This window comes from Rhodococcus wratislaviensis, from assembly GCF_041228765.1.
GTDB classification, from domain to species: Bacteria; Actinomycetota; Actinomycetes; order Mycobacteriales; family Mycobacteriaceae; genus Rhodococcus_F; species Rhodococcus_F wratislaviensis.
Genome location: NZ_CP150488.1, coordinates 8,413,319 through 8,435,462, shown reverse-complemented (window position 1 = coordinate 8,435,462; position 22,144 = coordinate 8,413,319). Strand labels below are relative to the sequence as shown.

The 22,144-nt window shown below is 67.7% G+C and carries 20 protein-coding genes; 11 read left to right on the top strand and 9 right to left on the bottom strand.

All coding sequences use genetic code 11. From position 1 onward, the window contains the following. Window positions 1–12: 12 nt before the first annotated feature. Complete coding sequence (locus WKC72_RS38525; protein WP_128640126.1) at window positions 13–777, top strand: hypothetical protein; 765 nt, start codon at window positions 13–15, stop codon at window positions 775–777. Here the strand turns inward: WKC72_RS38525 and WKC72_RS38520 are convergent. From WKC72_RS38520 to WKC72_RS38510, 3 genes are read right to left on the bottom strand one after another with little or no spacing between them, the layout of a single operon-like run. Then, on the bottom strand, window positions 770–1,732 hold the full coding sequence (locus WKC72_RS38520) for an asparaginase (protein WP_370181393.1): 963 nt from the start codon (window positions 1,730–1,732) through the stop codon (window positions 770–772). The two genes, WKC72_RS38525 and WKC72_RS38520, sit on opposite strands and share 8 nt — an antisense overlap. 13 nt (window positions 1,733–1,745) lie before the next feature. Next, window positions 1,746–3,191, bottom strand: a complete 1,446-nt coding sequence (locus WKC72_RS38515; protein WP_370181392.1) for an amino acid permease — start codon at window positions 3,189–3,191, stop codon at window positions 1,746–1,748. Then, complete coding sequence (locus WKC72_RS38510; RefSeq protein ID WP_370181391.1) at window positions 3,188–4,636, bottom strand: aspartate ammonia-lyase; 1,449 nt, start codon at window positions 4,634–4,636, stop codon at window positions 3,188–3,190. Before WKC72_RS38510 ends, WKC72_RS38515 begins: the two co-directional genes overlap by 4 nt. A gap of 220 nt (window positions 4,637–4,856) precedes the next feature. Here WKC72_RS38510 and WKC72_RS38505 point away from each other — a divergent pair, with 220 nt between their 5' ends. Continuing rightward, window positions 4,857–5,576, top strand: a complete 720-nt coding sequence (locus WKC72_RS38505; RefSeq protein ID WP_370181390.1) for a FadR/GntR family transcriptional regulator — start codon at window positions 4,857–4,859, stop codon at window positions 5,574–5,576. Window positions 5,577–5,591: 15 nt separating this feature from the next. Here WKC72_RS38505 and disA read toward each other — a convergent pair whose 3' ends face one another. Continuing rightward, the gene (gene disA / locus WKC72_RS38500) at window positions 5,592–6,677 is read right to left on the bottom strand and encodes a DNA integrity scanning diadenylate cyclase DisA (protein WP_005244912.1); all 1,086 of its coding nucleotides are present in this window, start codon (window positions 6,675–6,677) and stop codon (window positions 5,592–5,594) included. An 85-nt stretch (window positions 6,678–6,762) separates the two neighbouring features. On the opposite strand from disA, the gene WKC72_RS38495 reads away from it, so the two are divergent. Further along, window positions 6,763–7,326 (top strand): PaaI family thioesterase, encoded by a 564-nt coding sequence (locus tag WKC72_RS38495; RefSeq protein WP_037242265.1) that lies wholly within the window; start codon window positions 6,763–6,765, stop codon window positions 7,324–7,326. A 3-nt stretch (window positions 7,327–7,329) separates the two neighbouring features. Here WKC72_RS38495 and radA read toward each other — a convergent pair whose 3' ends face one another. Then, complete coding sequence (gene radA, locus WKC72_RS38490; RefSeq protein WP_005244907.1) at window positions 7,330–8,712, bottom strand: DNA repair protein RadA; 1,383 nt, start codon at window positions 8,710–8,712, stop codon at window positions 7,330–7,332. A 46-nt stretch (window positions 8,713–8,758) separates the two neighbouring features. Continuing rightward, complete coding sequence (locus WKC72_RS38485; RefSeq protein WP_370181389.1) at window positions 8,759–9,391, bottom strand: hypothetical protein; 633 nt, start codon at window positions 9,389–9,391, stop codon at window positions 8,759–8,761. A gap of 263 nt (window positions 9,392–9,654) precedes the next feature. Between WKC72_RS38485 and carD the strand changes: the two genes are divergently transcribed. The 6 genes from carD to WKC72_RS38455 all read left to right on the top strand — a co-directional run bounded on the left by carD (window position 9,655) and on the right by WKC72_RS38455 (window position 15,045). After that, window positions 9,655–10,143: an RNA polymerase-binding transcription factor CarD gene (gene carD, locus WKC72_RS38480; protein WP_005262216.1), complete on the top strand. Its 489-nt coding sequence runs from the start codon at window positions 9,655–9,657 to the stop codon at window positions 10,141–10,143. A gap of 18 nt (window positions 10,144–10,161) precedes the next feature. Continuing rightward, complete coding sequence (ispD, locus tag WKC72_RS38475) at window positions 10,162–10,842, top strand: 2-C-methyl-D-erythritol 4-phosphate cytidylyltransferase (protein ID WP_112302008.1); 681 nt, start codon at window positions 10,162–10,164, stop codon at window positions 10,840–10,842. Beyond that, window positions 10,842–11,318: a 2-C-methyl-D-erythritol 2,4-cyclodiphosphate synthase gene (gene ispF, locus WKC72_RS38470; protein ID WP_370181388.1), complete on the top strand. Its 477-nt coding sequence runs from the start codon at window positions 10,842–10,844 to the stop codon at window positions 11,316–11,318. Before ispD ends, ispF begins: the two co-directional genes overlap by 1 nt. 11 nt (window positions 11,319–11,329) lie before the next feature. Then, the gene (gene cysS, locus WKC72_RS38465) at window positions 11,330–12,724 is read left to right on the top strand and encodes a cysteine--tRNA ligase (protein WP_037242255.1); all 1,395 of its coding nucleotides are present in this window, start codon (window positions 11,330–11,332) and stop codon (window positions 12,722–12,724) included. Between the two features lie 2 nt (window positions 12,725–12,726). Then, complete coding sequence (gene rlmB, locus WKC72_RS38460; RefSeq protein WP_007301532.1) at window positions 12,727–13,695, top strand: 23S rRNA (guanosine(2251)-2'-O)-methyltransferase RlmB; 969 nt, start codon at window positions 12,727–12,729, stop codon at window positions 13,693–13,695. Between the two features lie 153 nt (window positions 13,696–13,848). Then, on the top strand, window positions 13,849–15,045 hold the full coding sequence (locus tag WKC72_RS38455; RefSeq protein ID WP_370181387.1) for a fatty acid desaturase: 1,197 nt from the start codon (window positions 13,849–13,851) through the stop codon (window positions 15,043–15,045). Between the two features lie 4 nt (window positions 15,046–15,049). On the opposite strand, the gene WKC72_RS38450 is transcribed toward WKC72_RS38455, so the two are convergent. The 3 genes from WKC72_RS38450 to WKC72_RS38440 all read right to left on the bottom strand — a co-directional run bounded on the left by WKC72_RS38450 (window position 15,050) and on the right by WKC72_RS38440 (window position 18,986). Further along, window positions 15,050–15,931: a biotin-dependent carboxyltransferase family protein gene (locus WKC72_RS38450; protein WP_268791813.1), complete on the bottom strand. Its 882-nt coding sequence runs from the start codon at window positions 15,929–15,931 to the stop codon at window positions 15,050–15,052. Between the two features lie 128 nt (window positions 15,932–16,059). Continuing rightward, on the bottom strand, window positions 16,060–17,163 hold the full coding sequence (gene ald, locus WKC72_RS38445; protein ID WP_370181386.1) for an alanine dehydrogenase: 1,104 nt from the start codon (window positions 17,161–17,163) through the stop codon (window positions 16,060–16,062). Window positions 17,164–17,378: 215 nt separating this feature from the next. Further along, window positions 17,379–18,986 carry a PucR family transcriptional regulator ligand-binding domain-containing protein gene (locus tag WKC72_RS38440; protein ID WP_112302004.1) on the bottom strand — a complete coding sequence of 536 codons (1,608 nt, stop codon included), beginning with the start codon at window positions 18,984–18,986 and terminating at the stop codon, window positions 17,379–17,381. A 132-nt stretch (window positions 18,987–19,118) separates the two neighbouring features. On the opposite strand from WKC72_RS38440, the gene WKC72_RS38435 reads away from it, so the two are divergent. Then, window positions 19,119–20,690: a CoA-acylating methylmalonate-semialdehyde dehydrogenase gene (locus WKC72_RS38435; protein WP_370181385.1), complete on the top strand. Its 1,572-nt coding sequence runs from the start codon at window positions 19,119–19,121 to the stop codon at window positions 20,688–20,690. A 20-nt stretch (window positions 20,691–20,710) separates the two neighbouring features. Then, window positions 20,711–22,099: an aspartate aminotransferase family protein gene (locus WKC72_RS38430; RefSeq protein WP_370181384.1), complete on the top strand. Its 1,389-nt coding sequence runs from the start codon at window positions 20,711–20,713 to the stop codon at window positions 22,097–22,099. The last annotated feature ends 45 nt before the right edge of the window (window positions 22,100–22,144 follow it).

The window sequence follows — 22,144 nt, the reverse complement described above, 5'->3', positions numbered from 1 at the left end:
ACCGTTGACGTCGTGCTGGAACCGAATGGACCGTTGCCCCCCGAGATTTACTGGCGCCGCAGGGCGCTGGCGATCGGCGGCGCCATCGTCGTGTTGCTGCTCGTGGTGTGGTTGATCAACTCGCTTCGTGGTGGCGGTGACTCCGAGACGGATCCGGCGGCAGCGAGTTCCTCGTTGACCACTCCTGTGTCGATTTCCCCGACAGCCTCGGGTTCGTCCACGTCCAGCGGCAGTTCGGGCGGTTCCGGTGGCGGCGGCGGTGGCGCCGCTGCCGCCGGCGGCGAGGCCTCCTCGGGCACGTCCAGTTCGTCGGGGGCGTCGAGCAGCGGCGCCTCGAGCAGCGCGGCTGCCAGCGGCCAGCCGGTCGCCGCGGGACAGTGCCCCGACCAGTCGCTGGCCATCAAGGTGGCCGCCGACAAGCCGACGTACCTGGCGGGTGAGGAGCCGAGCTTCACGACGGTCGTCACCAACATCGGCACCACACCGTGCGAACGCGATCTGGGCAGCAGCCTCCAGCAGGTGCTCGTCTACACGATCGACGGTGCCGTGCGGCTGTGGTCCAACATCGACTGCTTCCCGCAGTCCGCGGCCGACGTGCGCACCCTCGCGCCCGGCGAGCAGGCTCAGTTCACCGTGAAATGGTCGGCCAAGACCTCCGCCCCCGACTGCCTGACGCAACCGGAACCCCAGCGTGATCCGGTGGGGCCCGGCGCGTACACGGTCGTCGGTCAGCTGGGTCAGCTCCGCAGCGCGCCGGAGCCGTTCAACCTCAGCTGATCCTCGGTGCGGGATCGATGCGCGAGCGTCGATCGAATTCCTTGTCGAGGTCGGTGTGCTCGGGGTCGGCGAGCAGCGCCGCGAGAAGGATGCGGGCCTGACCTGCTCTGAGGTCGGTGGAGAACAGTGCGCCCGCCGAGACGAGGTCGTGCCCGCCGCCCCCACCGCCGTACGTGGCGGAGGTCGGGCCCTGCGGCACCCGGGTGGTGACCACGACCGGGATCCCGGCGGACGCGCAGTCCCGGACCGCCTCGACGATCGCCGGGTTCGCGTTCCCGGATCCGAGGCCGTCGAGCACCAGCCCCTGGGCGCCGGCAGCCCGGCACGCGTCGATCTGGACGCGGTCGGCCCCCGGGTAGGCGGCGACGATGTCGACACGGGTTCCGGAGATCGGATGCCACGGCAGCGGATCGAGGCTTCGCCGCGAGTGGTCACCGGCGGGGTGGACGGATCGGAACGCGTCGAGTGACGTCGTGTCGACCTTCCGCGTTCCCGACGCCCGGTGCAGGGCGCCTCCGAACGCGATGAGGACACCCGCTCCGCGCAGAGCGGGGTCCGATCCCGCGGCGACCGCGTCGGCCAGATTGGCCTGGGCATCGGAGTCCGGGTGGTCGAAGGTGCGTTGCGCACCCGTGAACACCACCGGCCGCGGGTCGGCGTGGTGGAGGTCGACCAGGAATGCGGTCTCCTCCATGGTGTCGGTTCCGTGGAGCACGACCACCGCATCGAGTTCGGGGTCGCGCAGTTCCGTGGTGACGGCGTCGCGGACCCGGTCCATATCGGCGAACGTCATGCTCGAACTGTCCTTCGACATCACGTCGACGACACGGAGTTCCGTCCCGGTCCACGCACTGCCCAGCAGGTCCGGGCCTGCGACCACCGGTCTGCTGACACCCTGCCCGTCCCGCCTGCTGGCGATCGTCCCTCCGGTGGTGACGACGGCGACTTTCGGCACAGTTGTCCTTTCGCTAAACGGTCGGGCGGTCCGAGGCCAGGGTGCGGATGCGGTTCCGCGCGCCGAACCAGCCGATGACCAACAGTGGGGCGATGATCGCGATGGACCCGACGGTCCAGGTTCCGACGGGGTGATCGAACGCCATCAGTATGACGACGCACCCGAGGAAGGCCAGGGTCAGGAGCCCGGTGTAGGGGGCGCCGAACATCCGGAAATCGGGCCGGGCGAGCTTCCCCTCCTTGGCGAATTTCCACAGTTTCAGCTGGCACAGCACGATCACGGCCCAGGCGCTGATGATCCCGAGCGCGGCGAGGTTGAGGACGATCTCGAACGCCTGCGCGGGAACGACGGCGTTGAGTCCGACGCCGAGCAGGATGACGACACCGGTGAGGGCGATGCCGCCGTACGGCACTCCGGCCTTGTTCATCCGGGCGGCGAACGACGGCGCCGATCCGGCCATGGCCATGGAGTGCAGTATTCGGCCGGTGGAATACAGGCCCGCGTTGAGTGAGGACAGCGCGGCCGTGAGCACCACGAGGTTCATGATCGCGTCGGCGCCCTGCACGTTGATGGAGCCGAAGAACGTGACGAACGGGCTCTCGCCGGCGTGGTACTCGGTGTAGGGAAGCAGCAGCGACAGCAGCAGGACGGACCCGACGTAGAAGACGAGGATCCGGATGATGACCGTGTTGATCGCCTTGGGGATGACCTTCTGTGGGTTCTTCGTCTCGCCCGCAGTGGTTCCCACGAGTTCGATCGAGGCGTAGGCGAAGACGACGCCCTGGACCACCACGACGGCGGGCAGGATTCCGTTGGGGAAGAGTCCGCCGTTGTCGGTGATCATGCTGAAGCCCGACGAATGTCCTTCGATCGGTGTTCCGAACAGCACGAAGTAGATTCCGAAGCCGAGGAACGCGGCGAGGGCGACGACCTTGATGAGGGCGAACCAGAACTCCAGTTCACCGAACACCTTGACGGAGACGAGATTCAGCCCGAGGACCAGAACGACCGCGGCCAGGGCGAAGACCCATTGGTCGACGTTCCCGAGCGGTGCCCAGTACTTCTTGAAGAAGTTCATGTACAGCGCGACGGCGGTGACGTCGACGACGGCCGTCATCGCCCAGTTCATCCAGTACAGCCAGCCCGCGGCGAACGCCATCTTCTCGCCGAAGAATTCGCGCGAGTACGACACGAACGACCCGGAGGTGGGTCGGTGCATCACGAGTTCACCCAGTGCCCGCAGGATCAGGAAGGCGAAGAACCCGCAGAGGGCGTAGACGAGAACGAGTGCGGGACCGGCCTGCTGGAGGCGTCCGCCCGCACCCATGAACAGGCCGGTGCCGATCGCTCCGCCGATCGCGATCATCTGGATCTGTCTCGGGCCGAGCGCTTTCCGGTAGCCGAGGTCTTCCTCGACGAAGATGTCTGCGCCGGAGGTGTCGTCCTTCTCGATCGTCACGAGACGACCTCCGCGGCAGCGGCGACGGGTGTCGGCCGTGGCGAACCGGACGCTCTCAGGTTGGCGAGATGCTCGGGGCTGAGGAGGCGGTCGAGTTCTTCACGGTCGAGCAGACCCGCCTCGATCACGAGGTCGGCGACCCTGCGGCCGGAGACCAGCGCTTCCTGCGCGATCCGGGTCGAGGCGGTGTAGCCGATGTACGGGTTGAGCGCGGTGACGAGTCCGATGGAGTCCTCGACCCGGGCACGCAGCAGATCGGTGTTGGCCGTGATGCCGAGTACGCAGCGGTCGGCCAGGATCCGGCAGGCGGCGCCGAGGTGGCGCATCCCCTCCGAGAGGGAGTGCACGATGATCGGTTCGAACGCGTTGAGCTGGAGCTGGCCGGATTCGGCGGCCATCGTGATGGTGACGTCGTTGCCGATGACCTCGTAGGCCACCTGGTTGAGGACTTCCGGGATCACCGGATTGACCTTGCCGGGCATGATCGACGAACCAGCCTGTACCGGTGGAAGATTGATCTCGTTCAGGCCTGCGCGCGGCCCCGACGACAGCAGGCGGAGGTCGTTGCACACCTTCGACAACTTGACCGCGATCCGCTTGAGCACGCCCGAGAGGTGGACGAACTGTCCGACGTCCTGGGTCGCCTCGACCAGGTCCGTGGCCAGGACGAGGGGAAGTCCGGTGAGTTCCCGCAGCGTGTCGCAGGCTGCCTCGGCGTAGCCGACGGGTGCGTTCAGGCCTGTGCCGATCGCGGTGGCGCCGAGGTTGATCTCGTGGACGAGGAGAGCGGCCTCGTCGAGACGGGTGCGGTCCTCGTCGATCATCACCGCGTACGTGGCGAACTCCTGGCCGAGAGTCATCGGTACCGCGTCCTGGAGTTGGGTGCGCCCCATCTTCACGGTGTCGGCGAACTCGACGGCCTTGGTCGAGAAGGCCTCCTGCAGGACGCGCATCGCGTCCAGCAGGTCGTCGATCGCGAAGATCGTCGCGATGTTGACCGCGGTGGGGTAGACGTCGTTGGTCGACTGGCTGAGGTTCACGTGCTCGTTGGGATGGAGTTCCGCGTACTCCCCGCGCCCGTGGCCGAGGATCTCGAGTGCCCGGTTGGCGATCACCTCGTTGGCGTTCATGTTGGTCGACGTTCCGGCGCCGCCCTGGATGACGTCGACGACGAACTGCTCGTGCCAGCGGCCGTCGACGATCTCCCGGCACGCCTGCCCGATTGCGTCGGCCCGGCGGTGGTCGAGGATCCCGAGTTTCTCGTTGGCGCTCGCCGCGGCCCATTTGACGTAGGCGAGCCCGCGAATCAGGTAGGGGTTCGTGGAGATCGGCCGGCCGGTGATGGGGAAGTTCTCGACGGCCCGCAGCGTGTGGATTCCCCAGTAGGAATCCGCAGGCACTTGGCGGTCGCCGAGCAGATCGTGTTCTGTTCGCGTTTCGAGCACTTGATCATTCCTCACGGGGATTCGCGCGAGCCGTTGCTCTGCACGGATGCGGTGGATGGAGTCTGCTGCTCGATGAGGGTAGATTTCTCGGTCGAGCCACCCGGCTATCCACCTGCCAGGCTGTCAGACAGGTGCAATTGTTACCGCGCTCACTCGCGGGCGTCAACCCCGGCGGCGTCGTCTATTGACGTTGCGGCCGGGGCATGAGAAGAATGTCCCCATGAACCTGTCGGACAGCTGGGCAGCCAGGCGTCCTGCCACGGCGCGGGTCAGCGCCGCGGAGGCGGTCCTGGCGGATCTTCGTGACGCGATCACGTCCGGTGAGCTGTCGGTCGGTGAACGACTTCCGTCCGAAGCGTCCCTCGCTGCGCGGCACGGGGTCAGCCGGTCGGTGATCCGGGAGGCCCTGCGGTCCTGTCATGCGCTCGGACTCACGGAGACGAAGTCGGGCCTCGGGACGTTCGTCGTCAGCGATTCGATAGCCCGCGACCTCGACTTCGGGAACTACGCGGCCAACGAACTCGTCGAGGCGCGCCCGCACGTGGAGATTCCCGCCGCCGGATGGGCGGCGCAGCGGCACACCGGCGAGGACCTGGCCGCCCTGCGCGGCCTGGTGGACCAGATGCGGGACGAGGACGATCCCCTCGTGTGGGTGTCGCTGGACGCGCAGTTCCACGCGTTCATCGCCCGGACGAGCCGGAACCGTGTGTTCGAATCGGTGATCGTCGATATCCGCGAGGCACTCACCCGGCAGTCCGAAACGCTGAATCTCGTTGCGGGGCGTCAGCAGAAGTCGAACGACGAGCACGACCGGATCGTGGACGGCATCGCGTCCGGAAGTTACGACAAGGCCGCCCGCGCGATGGCCGAACACCTGGACGCGGTCCGGATCGCACTGGAATCCGTGGTGGGAGAAGCCGGCCCGGAGCCCCGACAGTAAGGACGAGAACAGGCCCTAGTCGTACGGGCCCGAGATCGACGTCTCGGCGAGCCGGGACAGGCCCTCGCGAATGTGCCGGGCCCACAGCCCGCCGATCCCCTCCACCGACTGCAGGTCGGCGGCCGTCGCGGCCAGCAGTGACTGCAGCGTCCCGAACGAGCCAACGAGCCGGTGAATCTGGTTGAACTGCAGTCGGGGAACGCGGGTGAGGACGCGGTAGCCGCGAGGACTCATCGGCGCCTCGAGCGCTTCGATGGTGCCCGGGTAGCCGAACGCCCGGGCCAACGTCGTGAGGTCGAGAAGATCTGCGTCCGTGATCCTGTCGAGCGCGGAGAGCGACTTCTCGACGTCGTCGGCGGGCGCCGGGCCGGTGCCCGCCAGGTAGTCGCGCACGATGAGTTCCCTCGCCACGTCGTTGTCGCCGACGAGTTCCTCCAGTTGCAGTGCGAGCTGACGTCCGTCCGTGCCGAGCTCGAGCACGTCCTGCTCGATCTCGACGGACACGCGCCGCACCATCTCCAGGCGCTGCACCACCGTCAGGGCGTCGCGGAGCGTGACGAAATCCTCGATCTCGACCACCGACAGCTGGCGGGTCACCTCGTCGAGCCGCGCCTTGTACCGCTCGAGGGTGGCCACCGCCTGATTGGCACGGGACAGGATCGTGGCGGAACCGTCGATGACGTGCCGGATGCCGCCGACGTACACGCTGACGATGCTCATCGACTGGCTGACCGACACTACGGGGTACCCGGTCTGCATGGCCGTCCGCTCGGCGGCGCGGTGACGCGTGCCGGACTCGACGGTCGGGATCTTGTGGTCGGGGACCAACTGGACGTTGGCGCGCACGATGCGGGACCCGTCGGTCGACAGGACCACGGCGCCGTCCATCTTCGACAGCTCACGCAGGCGGGTCGGGGCGAACTCCACGTCGAGCTCGAAGCCGCCGTCGCAGATCTCTTCCATCTGCTCGTCGTAGCCGAGGACGATCAGTGCGCCCGTGCGACCGCGCAGAATGCGCTCCAGGCCGTCGCGAAGTGCCGTTCCGGGAGCCAGCCGGGCAATCGTTTCCCGCAGCGCAGACGACGACTCGGCATCGTTCATCGCGCAATACTCCCGCTGAGGTAGACGTCACTTGTCGGGGACCGCCGCGGAAACACGTCCGGACCCGCGTTTAGATTACCTATCCATGAGTAGTACCTGGACTTTGCCCGACGACCTGACCCTGCCCGAACCGGTCGGCAGCTTTCCCGCCGCAGGTCAGCCCGTGCCGCAGCACTGGTCACGGTGCTTCGGGTGCGGCGACCAGTCGCCTGCCGGGATGTCGATGAGCTTCACGGCCGGGGAGGGGCTCGACGTGTGGGGACGGCTCGAGGTGGCCCCCCGCTACCAGGGCGGTCCGGGAGTGATCCACGGCGGCATCCTCTCGACCGCGTTCGACGAGGCGCTGGGCATGGTGTGCCGATCGATCGTCGACGGTCCGGTGGTCACGGGTCATCTGGAGATCGACTTCGCCAGGCCCATCCCGCTGGGTTCCGTCCTCGAATTCCACGCACGCATCGACGGATCGATCCGCCGCAAGGTGTATGCGAGCGCCGAGGCGCGCATCGTCGAGGGGCCGACGGCCGATCCCGACGTGGTGGTGGCGACGTCGCGGGGACTGTTCCTCACCGTCACCGCCGAGCACTTCGAGAAGACCAAGGACTTCGTGGACGGCGTGCCGGAGCGCCCGTTCGGCACGTCGTCGATCTGAGCGTCACCGCAGTGACGCGATGGCGGCCCCCAGGTTCCCGACCTCGGTGACCTTCATGCCCTTCGGGGCCGCCCCGGAGTCGAGGGGAACGATGGCGCGGGTGAATCCGAGGCGGTATGCCTCCGCGAGCCTGCGCCCGACGCCGGGTACCCGGCGGACCTCGCCGGCCAGTCCCACTTCGCCGAGGATCACCAGTCCGTCCGGAACGGGCTTGTCCCTCACCGCGGACGCGACGGCGAGGGCCAGCGCGAGATCGGCGGACGGCTCGGTCATCCGCATTCCGCCGACGGTGGCCGCGTAGACGTCGTTCTTCGCGATCGGCACCCCGCACCGGCGGTCGAGCACGGCCAGGACCATGGCCACGCGGGCGCTGTCGAGCCCGCTCACGGCGCGCCGGGGCGCGGGCATGGACGTGGCGGCCACGAGGGCCTGCACCTCACCGAGGAGGGGCCGTTTGCCGTCCATCATGACGGTGACGGCGGTACCGGGAACGGCCTCGGCGCGGTGGTGGAGGAACAGTCCGGACGGGTCGCTGATGCCGGCGATGCCGTCTTCCCGCAGTTCGAAGCAACCGACCTCGTCGGCGGCGCCGAAACGGTTCTTGACGCCGCGCACCATCCGCAGCGTGGAGTGTTTGTCGCCCTCGAAGTGCAGCACCACGTCGACGAGGTGCTCGAGCGACCGCGGTCCGGCGACCGCACCGTCCTTGGTGACGTGGCCGATGAGGAGCACCGGCACGCCGCTGGCCTTCGCGAGGGAGGTGAGGGCGCTGGTGACGGCCTTGACCTGGGTGACTCCGCCGACCACGCCGTCGACGTCCGCGGCCAGCATGGTCTGGACCGAGTCGACGATCAGCAGGGTGGGACGCACCTGCTCCACGTGACCGAGGATGGTCGCGAGGTCGGATTCGGCGGCGAGATAGACCCGCTCGTGGACGGCGCCGGTGCGGTCGGCCCGCAGCCGCACCTGTCCGGCGGATTCCTCACCGGTGACGTAGAGGGAACGGTCGTCCGGGCCGCGGCGGGCCCACTGGTGGACCACCTCGAGGAGCAAGGTCGACTTGCCGACGCCGGGTTCGCCTGCCAGGAGAACGACGGAACCGGGTACTACGCCGCCGCCGAGAACACGGTCGAGTTCGTCGATGCCCGTGGGCTTGGCGCGGGTGGACGTGCTGTCGATCCGCGTGATCGGAGTGGCCGGGGTGGACGGAAGTACCGCTCCCGCTCCGGCTTTCGCGAGCGAGGCGCCGGGCCGGCTCGCGACGGACGCGACGATCGGGGCCTCGTCCATCGATCCCCAGCTACCGCACTCGGGGCACCGGCCGACCCATTTGGGGACCGTGCACTGGCACGACGAGCAGCGGAAGCTGGTTTTGAGTTTGGCCACCCGGCCAGCCTAGGTATCGGGTCCGACAGCGGACCCGGTCCGGCTGCTAGTGTCCGCCGCCCTCGGCTTCGGATCCGGGGGACGTGTCGGAGACGTGGCGCTCGGTCTCGTGGCCCGCGTCGACGGGAACGGACACGGTGACGTCGCCGGCCTTCTCGAACGCGAACGTGACGGGGAAGGTGAGGCCCGGGCGAACGCCTTCCTTCAGGCCGTCCAGGGTGACGAGGACGACGTCGGTGGGTGCGTCGGCGCTCTCGTCCTTCTGGCCGGCGGCCTCGGCGCCCTCAGCGGCTTCCTCACCGGGCTGGCCGGCGACGAGCGCGGTCTGCGGCGCGATCTCCAGCCCGCCGGCCTTCTCGCCGAGGGTGACGGACTGCGCGAAGTCGGTGCTGATCCGGGTCAACTTGTCCGGGGTGTCTTCGTTGTTGTTGATCGCGGTGAACGCGAGGACGGCGTTGCCGCCCGGCTCGAGGCTGTACTCGGCGGAGTTGGGGTAGACCACGTGCACGTTGCGCAAGGCGATCGACTCGGCGTCCGCGCTGTTGCCGTTGACCGCGGCGACCTGACTCGACGTCTGAGTGATCTGGCCCGCGCTGCAGGCGGACAGCACGAGTGCTGCGCCGGCAGCGAGAGCGACGGCGGTAGCGACTCGGCGAGTCGACTTGTCGAGAGCAGTCACGAGTTGTCCTCCGGTGTCAGGTTCGCACTTCAACTAGGCAGAGTAGTAGTTCGCCCGCGTGGCCTGCTCGCTGGGTACTCACAATGGTTGTCTGCGTGCGGTTTCGGCGCTGGAGAACCGCCCGATCGGGGTGTCCGGAATGCACGTATCGGGGGCCCTGTCAACCCCTACGGTCAGGCCATGATGCCCCTGACCTGCACCGTTGATGCGACCAGGTTCCGGACACGTGTTAAACTCGAATGATCGAAAGGGGCACGGGACAGATGATTTTTAAGGTCGGAGACACCGTCGTATACCCCCATCACGGTGCGGCGCTGATCGAAGCTATTGAAACCCGCACCATCAAGGGTGAGCAGAAGGAATATCTCGTTCTCAAGGTTGCTCAGGGCGATCTCACCGTACGGGTTCCCGCAGACAACGCAGAGTACGTGGGCGTACGCGACGTCGTCGGCCAGGAAGGTCTCGACAAGGTCTTCCAGGTACTGCGGGCACCGCACACCGAAGAACCCACCAACTGGTCACGCCGCTACAAGGCGAATCTCGAAAAGCTCGCGTCAGGTGACGTCAACAAGGTCGCCGAGGTCGTTCGGGACCTGTGGCGTCGTGAGCAGGATCGCGGCCTGTCCGCAGGAGAGAAGCGCATGCTCGCGAAGGCGCGGCAGATTCTTGTCGGCGAACTCGCACTGGCCGAAGGCACCGACAGCGACAAGGCCGAGACCATCCTCGACGAGGTCCTCGCGGCCGCGTCCTAGACAGCCGCGATACACACAGTGACCGAGGGAAAAGGTCCTGTAGTCGCGCTGGTTCCCGCCGCAGGTCAGGGAGTGCGTTTGGGTGAGAACAAGCCCAAGGCATTCGTTGATCTGGGTGGGACGACCATGCTTACTCGCGCGGTCGACGGGCTCCTGGAGTCGGGGGCTGTCGACCGCGTCGTCGTGATCGTTCCCGAGGAACTCGTCGAGTCGACGCGAACCCTCGTCCCGAGTGAAGTCACCGTCGTGGCCGGTGGAAGCGAGCGGACCGATTCGGTTCGTGCCGGGCTGGCCGTCGCCGACGATGCCGAGTACCTGCTCGTGCACGACGCCGCCCGCGCCCTCACTCCGCCGTCGCTCATCGCGCGGGTGGTCGCGGAGCTACGATGCGGCCGCAACGCGGTCATCCCGGTCCTCCCCGTGACGGACACGATCAAAACCGTCGACGTTCTCGGTGCGGTCACCGGCACCCCCGAACGGTCCGAACTTCGGGCCGTGCAGACACCGCAGGGATTCACCGCGGAAGTGCTCCGGCGCGCCTACGACGCCGCCGACGGCATCGCCACGGACGACGCCGGGCTGGTGGAGCGCCTCGGGGAACGGGTCCGCAGCATCGTCGGAGAACCCACAGCATTCAAGATCACCACGCCGCTGGACCTCGTACTGGCCCGCGCGCTGGTGGAAGAGGGAGCGCACTAGTGCGAGTCGGAATCGGGACGGACGTCCACCCGATCGAGCAGGGGCGGCCGTGCTGGATGGCCGGCCTGCTGTTCGAGGACGAGAACGGCTGCTCAGGCCATTCGGACGGCGACGTGGCCGTGCACGCACTCTGCGACGCCCTGCTCTCCGCCGCCGGACTCGGCGATCTCGGCTCCGTCTTCGGAACCGGGCGGCCCGAGTGGTCCGGGGTGAGCGGTGCCGCCATGCTCGCCGAGGTACGCCGTCTCCTCGAAGAGGACGACTTCGGCGTCGCCAACGCCGCGGTCCAGGTGATCGGGAACCGGCCGAAGATCGGCCCGCGCCGAAACGAAGCGCAGAAGGTGCTGAGCGACATTCTGGGCGCGCCGGTTTCGGTGTCCGCGACCACCACGGACGGGCTCGGCCTCACCGGCCGCGGCGAGGGGATCGCCGCCATGGCCACCGCGTTGGTCATTCCCGATCGAAGCGCCAGGTAGGATCGCTGGTCGTGACCCTGCGCCTATTCGACACCGAGACGCGGGCCTTGCGTGACTTCGTTCCGCTGGCCCCTGGACACGCATCGGTGTACCTGTGTGGCGCCACGGTGCAGGGCGACCCCCATATCGGCCACGTACGCAGTGGCGTCGCATTCGACGTGCTGCGACGCTGGCTGCTCGCCCACGACTACGACGTGGCATTCGTCCGCAACGTCACGGACATCGAAGACAAGATCCTGAACAAGGCCGCGGAGGCAGGCAGGCCGTGGTGGGAGTGGGCCGCCACGTTCGAGCGGTCCTTCACGTGGGCCTATCAGCAACTGGGTGTGCTGCCGCCGTCCGTCGAGCCGCGAGCCACCGGCCACATCACGCAGATGGTCGAGATGATGCAGCGCCTCATCGACAACGGCCACGCGTACGCGGCGGGCGGGGACGTCTACTTCGACGTCCGCAGCTACCCCCGGTACGGCAGCCTGTCCGGGCACAAACTCGATGACGTCCACCAGGGCGAGAGCGCCGGCGAATGCAAGCGCGATCCCCGCGACTTCACGCTGTGGAAGGCGGAGAAGCCGGGCGAGCCGTCGTGGCCGACGCCGTGGGGCCGGGGCCGGCCGGGCTGGCACCTCGAATGCTCCGCGATGGCCGAGTTCTATCTCGGGGCGGCGTTCGACATCCACTGCGGTGGCCTGGACCTGGTGTTCCCGCACCACGAGAACGAGATCGCGCAGGCCAAGTGCTCCGGTGACGACTTTGCGCAGTACTGGCTGCACAACGGCTGGGTCACCATGGGTGGCGAGAAGATGTCGAAGTCGCTCGGCAACGTTCTCTCGGTGCCGAACGTGCTGAAAAAGGTTCGGCCGCAAGAGCTTCGCTACTACCTGGGCAGTGCCCACTATCGGTCGATGCTCGAATACTCCGACACCGCGCTCGACGAGGGGGCCGCGGCGTTCCGCCGGATCGAATCGTTCGTCCTGCGCACGCAGGAGCGTGCCGGTGAGGTGCCGGTCGGACGGTGGACCGAGGCGTTCGCTCGCGCGCTCGACGACGACCTCGCCGTCCCCGCCGCGCTCGCCGAGGTGCACGGCAAGGTCCGCGAGGGCAACATCGCCCTCGACGGTGGCGACCTCGAGGGTGCGCGCGAGATCGCGTCGCAGGTCCGGGCCATGCTCGGAATCCTCGGCGTGGACCCGCTGGACGAGCACTGGACTCAGGAGACCGCGGACGCGTCCGCGGCAACCGATGCCCTGGACGTTCTGGTCCGGGCCGAACTCGAGCGCAGGCAGAGTGCCCGCGCCGAGAAGAACTGGGCTGTGGCCGACGAGGTGCGTGACCGTCTCATCCGGGCGGGCATCGAGGTCACCGATACCCCCAACGGGCCCGAGTGGTCTCTCAAGGCAGGACAGTAGTAATGGCTGGAAATTCGAGTAGGCGCGGAGCCATCCGCAAGGCCGGTACCAAGAAGGGGCAGGTCGCCGGTTCCGGTGGCCAGCGCCGCAAGGGACTGGAAGGCCGCGGCGCCACCCCGCCCGCGGAAGCACGCACCAAGCACCCCGCCGCCAAGCGTGCTGCGCGCGCAGCCAGGGAAGCCGACAAGCAGCCCGGCCGCGGTCGTCAGACCGCCGGACGCAAGGTGCTCGACGGCCCCGAGAACGTGCTGGGCCGCAACCCCGTCGTCGAGTGCCTGCGCGCCGGTGTCCCCGCGACCGCGTTGTACGTCGCGGTCGGGACCGAGAGCGACGATCGCCTGAAGGAATCCGTTCAGCGGGCGGCCGACGCGGGCATCTCCATCCTCGAGGTTCCCCGGACCGATCTCGACCGGCTCAGCGCCAACGGCATGCACCAGGGCATCGCATTGCAGGTGCCGCCGTACCGCTACGCGCACCCCGACGACCTGATCGCGGAGGCGCGCAAGCATCAGGAGGCGCCGCTGCTCGTGGCCCTCGACAACATCACCGATCCCCGCAACCTCGGTGCCGTCGTGCGTTCGGTGGCCGCATTCGGTGGTCACGGTGTGGTGATCCCGGAGCGGCGCAGTGCGTCGGTCACCGCGGTCGCGTGGCGGACGAGCGCCGGCGCGGCAGCCCGTCTACCGATCGCCCGAGCCACCAATCTCACTCGCACGCTGAAGGATTGGGCGTCCAAGGGTGTTCAGGTGGTCGGTCTCGATGCGGGTGGCGACACCACCCTCGACGAGTTCGACGGCAGCGGCCCCGTGGTGGTCGTGGTCGGCTCCGAGGGCAAGGGACTGTCGCGTCTCGTCCGCGAGAACTGCGACGCCATCCTCAGCATCCCGATGGCAGGCCCCGTCGAATCGCTCAACGCGTCCGTCGCCGCGGGTGTCGTGCTCGCCGACATCGCCCGCCGCCGCCGCGGCTAGGCTCCCGGACCCGTCCAAGCCCGCACGGTCGGTAGTGGGCTGAGGGCGGCGCTGTCAACGCTGTCGACACCTACCGTAGACCTACAGTGTTGACAGGCTGCTACCACCGGCGTTCACTGAGGTCATCAGTGGCCGCGAGGTTGGAGGCCGGTCATGGCAATCACCGATATCAAGGAGTACGCGCACCTCACCCAGCAGGACGTCGAGGCGCTCGGATTCGAACTCGACGCACTACGCCGCGACGTCGCGGAGTCCCTCGGCGAGAAGGATGCGACGTACATCCGCCGCACCATCGCGTTCCAGCGGTTGCTCGACGGCCTCGCGCGACTGGTGATCCACGGCAGCCGGACGTCCACCGGGGTGGTCCTCGGTACGACGGCACTGGGTGTGGCCAAGAGCGTGGAGAACATGGAGATCGGGCACAACGTCTCGCACGGGCAGTGGGACTGGATGAACGATCCCGAGATCCACTCGAGCACCTGGGAGTGGGACCAGGTGGGGCCGTCGTCGCAGTGGAAGTATGCGCACAACTTCCGGCACCACAAGTACACCAACGTGCTCGGAATGGACGAGGACGTCGGGTTCGGCGTCATGCGGGTCACCCGTGATCAGGAATGGCGCCCCATCCACCTGGTGCAACCGATTCAGAATCTTCTGCTCGCGGCGTCGTTCGAATGGGGCATCGCGCTCCACGATCTGCTTCCGCCCAGCGCCGAGGACAAGGCGAGCCGGCGTCTCCGTCCACCGGTGCGAGATCTGCTCGGCAAGATCGCGCGGCAGATGGGCAAAGATTACGTGCTGTTCCCCGTTCTCAGTGGGCGTCGGTGGCGACGAACGCTGAAGGCGAATCTCGTCGCCAACCTGCTACGGAACGTGTGGTCGTACGTCGTGATCTTCTGCGGTCACTTCCCCGACGGAGCAGAGAAATTCACGCTCGCGGAACTGGAGGACGAAAGCCGGGCCGAGTGGTATCTGCGCCAGATGCTCGGCACCGCGAACTTCCGGGCCGGAGCCGTCATGGCGTTCATGAGCGGCAACCTGTGCTATCAGATCGAGCACCATCTCTTCCCCGACATCCCCAGCAATCGGTACGCCGAGATCTCGACTGCGGTGCGCGGCCTGTGCGAGAAGTACGACCTGCCGTACACCACCGGTTCGCTTGCGCGGCAGTACCTTCTGACGCTGCGCACCATTCACAAGCTGGCGCTGCCCAACCGATTCCTCCGGGCGACGTCCGACGATGCGCCGGAGACGGCCTCGGAAGCGAAGTTCCGTGGGAGGTCGGTGCTCGGAGCCGATCCCGTGACCGGGCGTCTTCGCGGGCTCAGGACCGCGCTCGCCGCGAGGTAGGCCGTCACCGCGGAATGCTCGACGCCACCATTCGGTGGAATCGGACCCGGTGCCCGGGCCGCAATTGCGCGGCCACCGGAAGATCGGCCTCGGCGACCACGGCGATCACCGGATAGCCGCCGGTCACCGGATGATCGGCGAGAAACAGGATGGGCTGACCGTTGGGCGGCACCTGCAGCGCCCCCGCCACCATGGCCTCGCTCGGCATCTCTCCCGGTACAGCGCGGTGCAGCGGTCCGGGACCCTCGAGCCGCGCCCCCACGCGATTGGTGTCGGAGCTGACCGTCCACGTCTCGCGGAGAAGCGCCTCCACCGACGCTGGTGTGAACCAGTCGTCCCGCGGCCCGAGCCGCACCCGCATCATCAGCGGATCCTCGGGAGCGACGGGCGGGGGGATGATCTCGTCCGCAGGCCAGTCGCCGGCATCCGCACCGACCAGCAGCCGATCACCTTCGGCGACTGGATCGGGGCCGATACCCGACAGAGTGTCGGTGGACCGGCTCCCCATCACCGCCGGCACGTCGAAACCTCCGCGCACCGCGACGTAGCTTCGGAGTCCCTCCGAGGCGAACGCGATCTCCAGCAGGTCACCGGCAGTCAGGTGCAGCATCGTGTAGTCGGGCCGGGGTTCGGAATTGACGGTGATGGGATTGCGGGCGCCCGTGACGGCGACGGAGACGGTCCCGGCCGCACGCACCGCGAGCCCACCGAGCGTGACCTCCAGCGTCGCTGCGTCGGAGTGGTTACCCACCAACCGGTTTGCGCTGTCGTGCGCGTCGCGGTCGGCGGCACCCGACTCGCCGACGCCGATCGACGCGTAACCGGGGCGGCCCCGATCCTGCACGGTGGTGAAGGGTCCGGTGCGCACGACCTCGAGCCAAGCCATCGTTCGATTGTCCCGCATCCACAGCGCTTCTGGATACGCTCTCGCCGATCTCGATTCGCGCCCCGTGTGTACGCGTCGCACCGTTACGGAGGTGCGCGACGCGTACACACGGGCTGCAGATCAGCCGCTCAGGATAATGCTGCGGCCGTATAGCCGTGCGCGGCAGCGACTTCGGTGGACAGCAACTGGCCGTCGTGGGTGGACAGTCCCTCGGCGAGGCCGGGGACGGTCGCGGTGGCCTCCTGCCAGCCCTTGTCGGCGAGGGCGACGACGTAGGGGAGGGTGGCGTTGGTGAGGGCGTAGGTGGAGGTGCGGGGGACGGCGCCGGGCATGTTCGCGACGCAGTAGAACACGGAGTCGTGGACCTGGTAGGTGGGTTCGGCGTGGGTGGTGGGTTTCGAGTCCTCGAAGCAGCCGCCCTGGTCGATGGCGATGTCGACGAGCACGGAGCCGGGCTTCATCCGCGAGACGAGGTTGTTGGAGACGAGGGTGGGGGCCTTGGCGCCGGGGACGAGGACGGCGCCGATGACGTGGTCGGCGTCGAGGACGGCCTGTTCGAGTTCGAGGCTGTTGGAGGTGATGGTCTTGACCTGGCCGTGGTACTGGGCGTCGATCTCGCGGAGGCGGGCGATGGACAGGTCGAGGACGGTGACGTCGGCCTGCATGCCGTAGGCGACGGCGATCGCGTTCTTACCGGAGACGCCGGCGCCGATGACGACGACCTTCGCTGGGCGCACACCGGGGACACCGCCCATGAGGACGCCGCGGCCACCGCCCTGGCGCATGAGGTGGTACGCGCCGGCCTGCGGGGCGAGGCGTCCGGCGACCTCGCTCATCGGGGCGAGCAGGGGGAGGGAGCCGTCGGCGCCGACGACGGTTTCGTAGGCGATGGAGGTGGTCTTCGACGTGAGCAGGGCGTCGGTGCAGTCCTTGGAGGCGGCCAGGTGCAGGTAGGTGAAGAGCACCTGGTCCTGGCGCAGTCGGGCGTATTCCTCGGCGATGGGTTCTTTGACCTTCAGGAGCAGGTCGGCGGTGTCCCATACCTGGTCGGCGGCCTGGAGGATCTGTGCGCCTGCGGCTTTGAAGTCCTCGTCGGCGAAGGACGAGCCGATGCCGGCGCCGGATTCGATGATCACTTCGTGGCCGCGTTCGCTGAGTTCGTGCACACCGGCGGGGCTGATGGCCACGCGGTATTCGTGGTTCTTGATCTCGCGGGGGATGCCGATCTTCATGAGAGCTCCGTGCTGTCGGAAATTCGATTGGTAGGTGCCAATAGTGAAGAAAGCGTCCTTTCATGCCAACAGTTGTGAAGATAATTCTCAACATTGGTGCGCTGGCGCGCGACTATTCGGACACGGGCACCCTGAGCTGGTCCTCGTCGAAGGATGTTCGGCCCAGTGGCTTCGCCCCCGTGAGTACTTATTAACCGCCCGCCGTTAATAAGTACTCACGGGTGGCGGAGCCGCAGGATCAGCATGGCCGTGTGCAGCGACGTCCGGGACTCGGCGTCGTCGAGGTCGACGCCGAGCAGCCGCTGGATCGTGGCCAGTTTCGCGTAGAGCGTGGGGCGAGAGAGGTGGAGCTGTTTCGCGAGTTCCGTCTTGTTGCCACCGAGTTCGAGGAAGCTGCGCAGGACGTCGACACTGTCACCGCCGTGTCGCGCCTGATGTTCCAGCAGGCCGCGGAGTTCGGTCTCGGCGAATGCCTGCACCCGCGGATCGGTCCGGATGAGGGCGAGGAGACCGCGCAACCGGATGTCGGCTGCTCGGTGAAAAACCTTGTCGCCCGGTGGCAACGACAGCGCGACCTCGGCGATGTGAGCGGATTCCGTCAGGCCGCCCGCGGCGTCCAGGAGTCGGGTCGATTCGGGACCGACACCGATCGTGCAATGGAGGACGCCGTCGAGCCGGGTGAGCGCGGCACGAATCGCCTCGCAGAGCTCGAACAGCGCGTCGGGTGTGGACGCCGGCGGATGGGACAGGAGCAGGTCGATCTGTCCGGCCCGGGTGTTCGCCGTGAGTGCCGTTTGCCGCGACGTCCGGACCGCGTGGCGGACGGCGTCCAGCATGTTCACTCGGCGTCGCTGCGCGAGAACCTGGTCGGCGCTGGCGGTTTCGCCGACCCGGACCGTCATCGGCAGGTAGGTCAGTGCCGGCCGGAGGCCGAGCGCATGGGCGCGCGCCGTCGCCTCGGCCTCGTCCTGGATGCGTCCGCGGCGGAGTTCGTCGACGAGTCCGCTCTGGGCCTGCTGCTCGAGCGCGGTCCGGTCCTGCTCGACCATGCGGTTCAGTGCGAGCGCCTGCGCGGCACGCTCGAGGGTCATCCGCGCCCGACCTTCGGCGGCGACGGGGCGAGGAGCGACGAGTCGTCCCCACTCCTGCCGATGCGCGCCGACGGGCGTCGCCGTCCACGACTCCGGGCCGTCGACCGCGGTCTGATGCGACACGGGTGTCAGCCGCGACCGACGTTCCCACTCGGCGAGGAGATCCGCCGCCGTGGTTCCCTGCGCCGCGAAGGCCAGTACCTGCCGGTTGAGGTCCTCGAGCACGATCGGGGCGCCGAGCATGCCGGCCGCGGCGTCGACGATCTCACCGAGCGACGCCCGCTTCATGCTCAGGTCGGTGAAGACCTCGTGCACGTGCCGGGCGAACGCGACCTCGTCGTACTGCTCCGCGACGATCGATCGGTGCACTTCCTCCGTGACCTCGACGAACCGGATCTGGCGGTGCAGTGCGATGACGGGAAACGACAGTCTGTCGGCGGCGCGTGCCACCCCGTCCGGCACGGTGTCGACGTGGACGCCGAGTTCGACGACGAGTCCGGCTGCGCCCGCCGCGGCCAGTCCCTCCAGGTAGGCGACGCTCGACGAGTCGTCCGCGAGCGGCTGGCCGGTGGTGAGGACGAGTTCGCCACCCTGGAGGAGGTTCGACAGATCGGGTAGATCGCTGACGTGTACCCACCGGACCGGTCTGTCGAGCTGTCCGCCGCCGATCACCTCGGGCGCCCCCGCCTGCACGACCGGGAGCCCCAGGATGTCGACGATGGTGGGCTGCATTTACGCAGTGTAAATCAGAAGTCGTATTTCTATACAGATCGTCGGGCTCCGGGGGCTGGTTGACGGACCAGAGTGAAGACATCGCACTCCGCGCGGACTTTCCGCGTATCGGCTCTCTCGGTAAGGACACCCATGACACACAGCGATGGCGCAGCGCAGACCCGGACCATCTCGCACTCCGCCGAAGGCCGGACCATCTCGCATTCCGCCGAAGGCCGGACCATCCCGCATTGGTTCGACAACAAGAGTTTCGCCGGCACGAGCGGCAACACCGCCCCGGTCACCAACCCGGCCACCGGTGCCGTGACCGGTCAGGTCGCCCTGGCCAGCGTCGAGGACGCCCGCGCCGTCATCGATGCCGCCGCGGCCGCGTTCCCCGCCTGGCGCGACACCTCCCTCGCCAAGCGTTCCTCCATCGTGTTCAAGTTCCGGGAACTGCTCAACGCCCGCAAGGGCGAACTCGCCGAGATCATCACCGCCGAGCACGGCAAGGTCGTCTCCGACGCACTCGGTGAGGTCTCCCGCGGCCAGGAAGTCGTCGAATTCGCCTGCGGCATGCCCCACCTGCTCAAGGGCGGCATGACCGAAAACGCCTCCACCAACATCGACGTCTCCTCCATCCGCCAACCCGTCGGGCCCGTCGGGATCATCTCCCCGTTCAACTTCCCCGCCATGGTCCCGATGTGGTTCTTCCCCATCGCCATCGCCGCCGGCAACACCGTCGTGTTGAAGCCGTCCGAGAAGGACCCGACCGCCGCGATCTGGATGGCCGAACTCTGGGCCGAAGCCGGACTCCCGGCCGGGGTGTTCAACGTCCTGCAGGGCGACAAGACCGCCGTCGACGAACTGCTCACCAACCCCGCCATCAAGGCCATCAGCTTCGTCGGCTCCACCCCCATCGCCCAGTACGTGTACGCCACCGGCACCGCCCACGGCAAACGCGTCCAGGCACTCGGCGGGGCCAAGAACCACGCCATCGTCCTGCCGGACGCCGACCTCGACCTCGCCGCCGACGCCATGGTCAACGCCGGCTTCGGCTCCGCCGGCGAACGCTGCATGGCCATCTCCGCCCTGGTCGCGGTCGGGGACATCGCCGACGAACTGGTCGCCAAGATCAAAGAGCGCACCGACACGTTGAAGATCGGCGACGGCACCCAGGACTCCGACATGGGTCCGTTGGTGACGAAGGTGCACCGCGACAAGGTCGCCTCCTACATCGACGCCGGCGAACAGGACGGCGCCACCATCGTCGTCGACGGGCGGACCGTGCAGGCGAATGGCGGTGCGGACGGGTTCTGGCTCGGACCGACCCTGATCGACCACGTCACCACCGACATGAGTGTGTACACCGACGAAATCTTCGGACCCGTCCTGTCCGTGATCCGGGTCGAGTCCTACGACGAGGCCCTGGAACTGGTGAACTCCAGCCAGTTCGGCAACGGCATCGCCATCTTCACCAACGACGGCGGCGCCGCGCGCCGGTTCCAGAACGAGGTCGAGGTCGGCATGGTCGGCATCAACGTCCCCATCCCCGTCCCCACCGCCTACTACTCGTTCGGAGGCTGGAAGAACTCCCTGTTCGGCGACAGCCACGCCCACGGCACCGAAGGCATCCACTTCTTCACCCGCGGCAAGGTCGTCACCACCCGCTGGCTCGACCCCAGCCACGGTGGCATCAATCTCGGCTTCCCCCAGAACAACTGAGCCGGAAAGGACCTACGGTCATGACGACGACAGTCTCCCAGGAACTTTTGCCCACCGGTCAGTCCCTCGACGCGGCCCGCGTCGAAGGGGAGCGCGCGTATGCCCTCGACCGGGCGCATGTGTTCCACTCGTGGTCCGCGCAGGAGCAGATCACCCCGATGACGATCCTCGCGTCCGAGGGTTCGTACGTGTGGGACGGTGCCGGGAACCGCATGCTCGACTTCTCGTCCCAGCTCGTCAACACGAACGTCGGGCATCAGCACCCCAAAGTCGTTGCCGCCATTCAGGACCAGGCCGCGAAGCTGTGCACCATCGCGCCGCAGTACGTGAACGACGCCCGCTCCGAGGCCGCGCGGCTGATCGCCGAGCGGACTCCGGGTGACCTGAACAAGGTGTTCTTCACCAACGGCGGCGCCGACGCCAACGAGCATGCGGTGCGCATGGCCCGGCTGCACACCGGCCGCTACAAGGTGCTGTCGCGGTACCGCTCGTACCACGGCGGCACGGACACCGCGATCAACCTCACCGGCGATCCGCGCCGGTGGCCCAACGACTACGGCAACAGCGGAGTCGTCCACTTCCACGGACCGTTCCTGTACCGGTCACAGTTCCACTCGGAGAACGAGCAGCAGGAAACCGAGCGCGCGCTCGAGCACCTCGACCAGCTGATCCGCCTCGAGGGGCCGAACTCGATTGCAGCGATCGTGCTCGAATCGGTTCCCGGGACCGCGGGGATCATGGTGCCCCCGCCCGGTTACATGGCCGGTGTCCGCGAGATCTGCGACCGCTACGGCATCGTGTTCATCGCCGACGAGGTGATGTCCGGGTTCGGCCGGACCGGAAAATGGTTCGCGATCGACCATTTCGGTGTCGTTCCCGACCTGATCACGTTCGCGAAGGGGGTCAACTCCGGTTACGTCCCGCTCGGTGGTGTCGCGATCAGCGAGAAGATCGCGGCGACGTTCGCCAACCGGCCGTACCCCGGCGGGCTCACCTACTCGGGACATCCGCTCGCCACCGCGGCCGCCGTCGCGACGATCAACGCGATGGAGGACGAGCGGATCGTCGAGAACGCGGCCCGGATCGGCAGCGAGATCCTCGGTCCGGGACTGTGTGGCCTCGCCGACCGGCACCCGTCGATCGGTGAAGTCCGCGGACTCGGCGTGTTCTGGGCGATCGAACTCGTCGCCGACCGCGCCACGAAGGAACCGCTCGCTCCGTACGGCGCCTCCAGTCCGGCGATGAACGAGGTGATCGCGGCGTGCAAGGCAGGAGGATTGCTGCCGTTCGCCAACTTCAATCGGATTCACGCTGTGCCGCCGTGCACCGTCACCGAGGCCGAGGCCCGCGAAGGACTCGCGATCCTCGACACGGTTCTCGACATCGCGGATGCACACCGCAACTCCTGACACACCCCGTCTGCCGACACACCCGTGTCCTGACACTCGATCCGT

Bases quoted from the DNA above. Each gene is read 5' to 3' on its own strand.
- ald (WP_370181386.1), bottom strand. From the start codon at position 17,163: ATGAAGATCGGCATCCCCCGCGAGATCAAGAACCACGAATACCGCGTG.
- WKC72_RS38495 (WP_037242265.1), top strand. From the start codon at position 6,763: ATGAGTAGTACCTGGACTTTGCCCGACGACCTGACCCTGCCCGAACCG.
- WKC72_RS38455 (WP_370181387.1), top strand. From the start codon at position 13,849: ATGGCAATCACCGATATCAAGGAGTACGCGCACCTCACCCAGCAGGAC.
- carD (WP_005262216.1), top strand. From the start codon at position 9,655: ATGATTTTTAAGGTCGGAGACACCGTCGTATACCCCCATCACGGTGCG.
- WKC72_RS38435 (WP_370181385.1), top strand. From the start codon at position 19,119: ATGACACACAGCGATGGCGCAGCGCAGACCCGGACCATCTCGCACTCC.
- rlmB (WP_007301532.1), top strand. From the start codon at position 12,727: ATGGCTGGAAATTCGAGTAGGCGCGGAGCCATCCGCAAGGCCGGTACC.
- WKC72_RS38505 (WP_370181390.1), top strand. From the start codon at position 4,857: ATGAACCTGTCGGACAGCTGGGCAGCCAGGCGTCCTGCCACGGCGCGG.
- WKC72_RS38450 (WP_268791813.1), bottom strand. From the start codon at position 15,931: ATGGCTTGGCTCGAGGTCGTGCGCACCGGACCCTTCACCACCGTGCAG.
- disA (WP_005244912.1), bottom strand. From the start codon at position 6,677: ATGAACGATGCCGAGTCGTCGTCTGCGCTGCGGGAAACGATTGCCCGG.
- WKC72_RS38440 (WP_112302004.1), bottom strand. From the start codon at position 18,986: ATGCAGCCCACCATCGTCGACATCCTGGGGCTCCCGGTCGTGCAGGCG.
- WKC72_RS38430 (WP_370181384.1), top strand. From the start codon at position 20,711: ATGACGACGACAGTCTCCCAGGAACTTTTGCCCACCGGTCAGTCCCTC.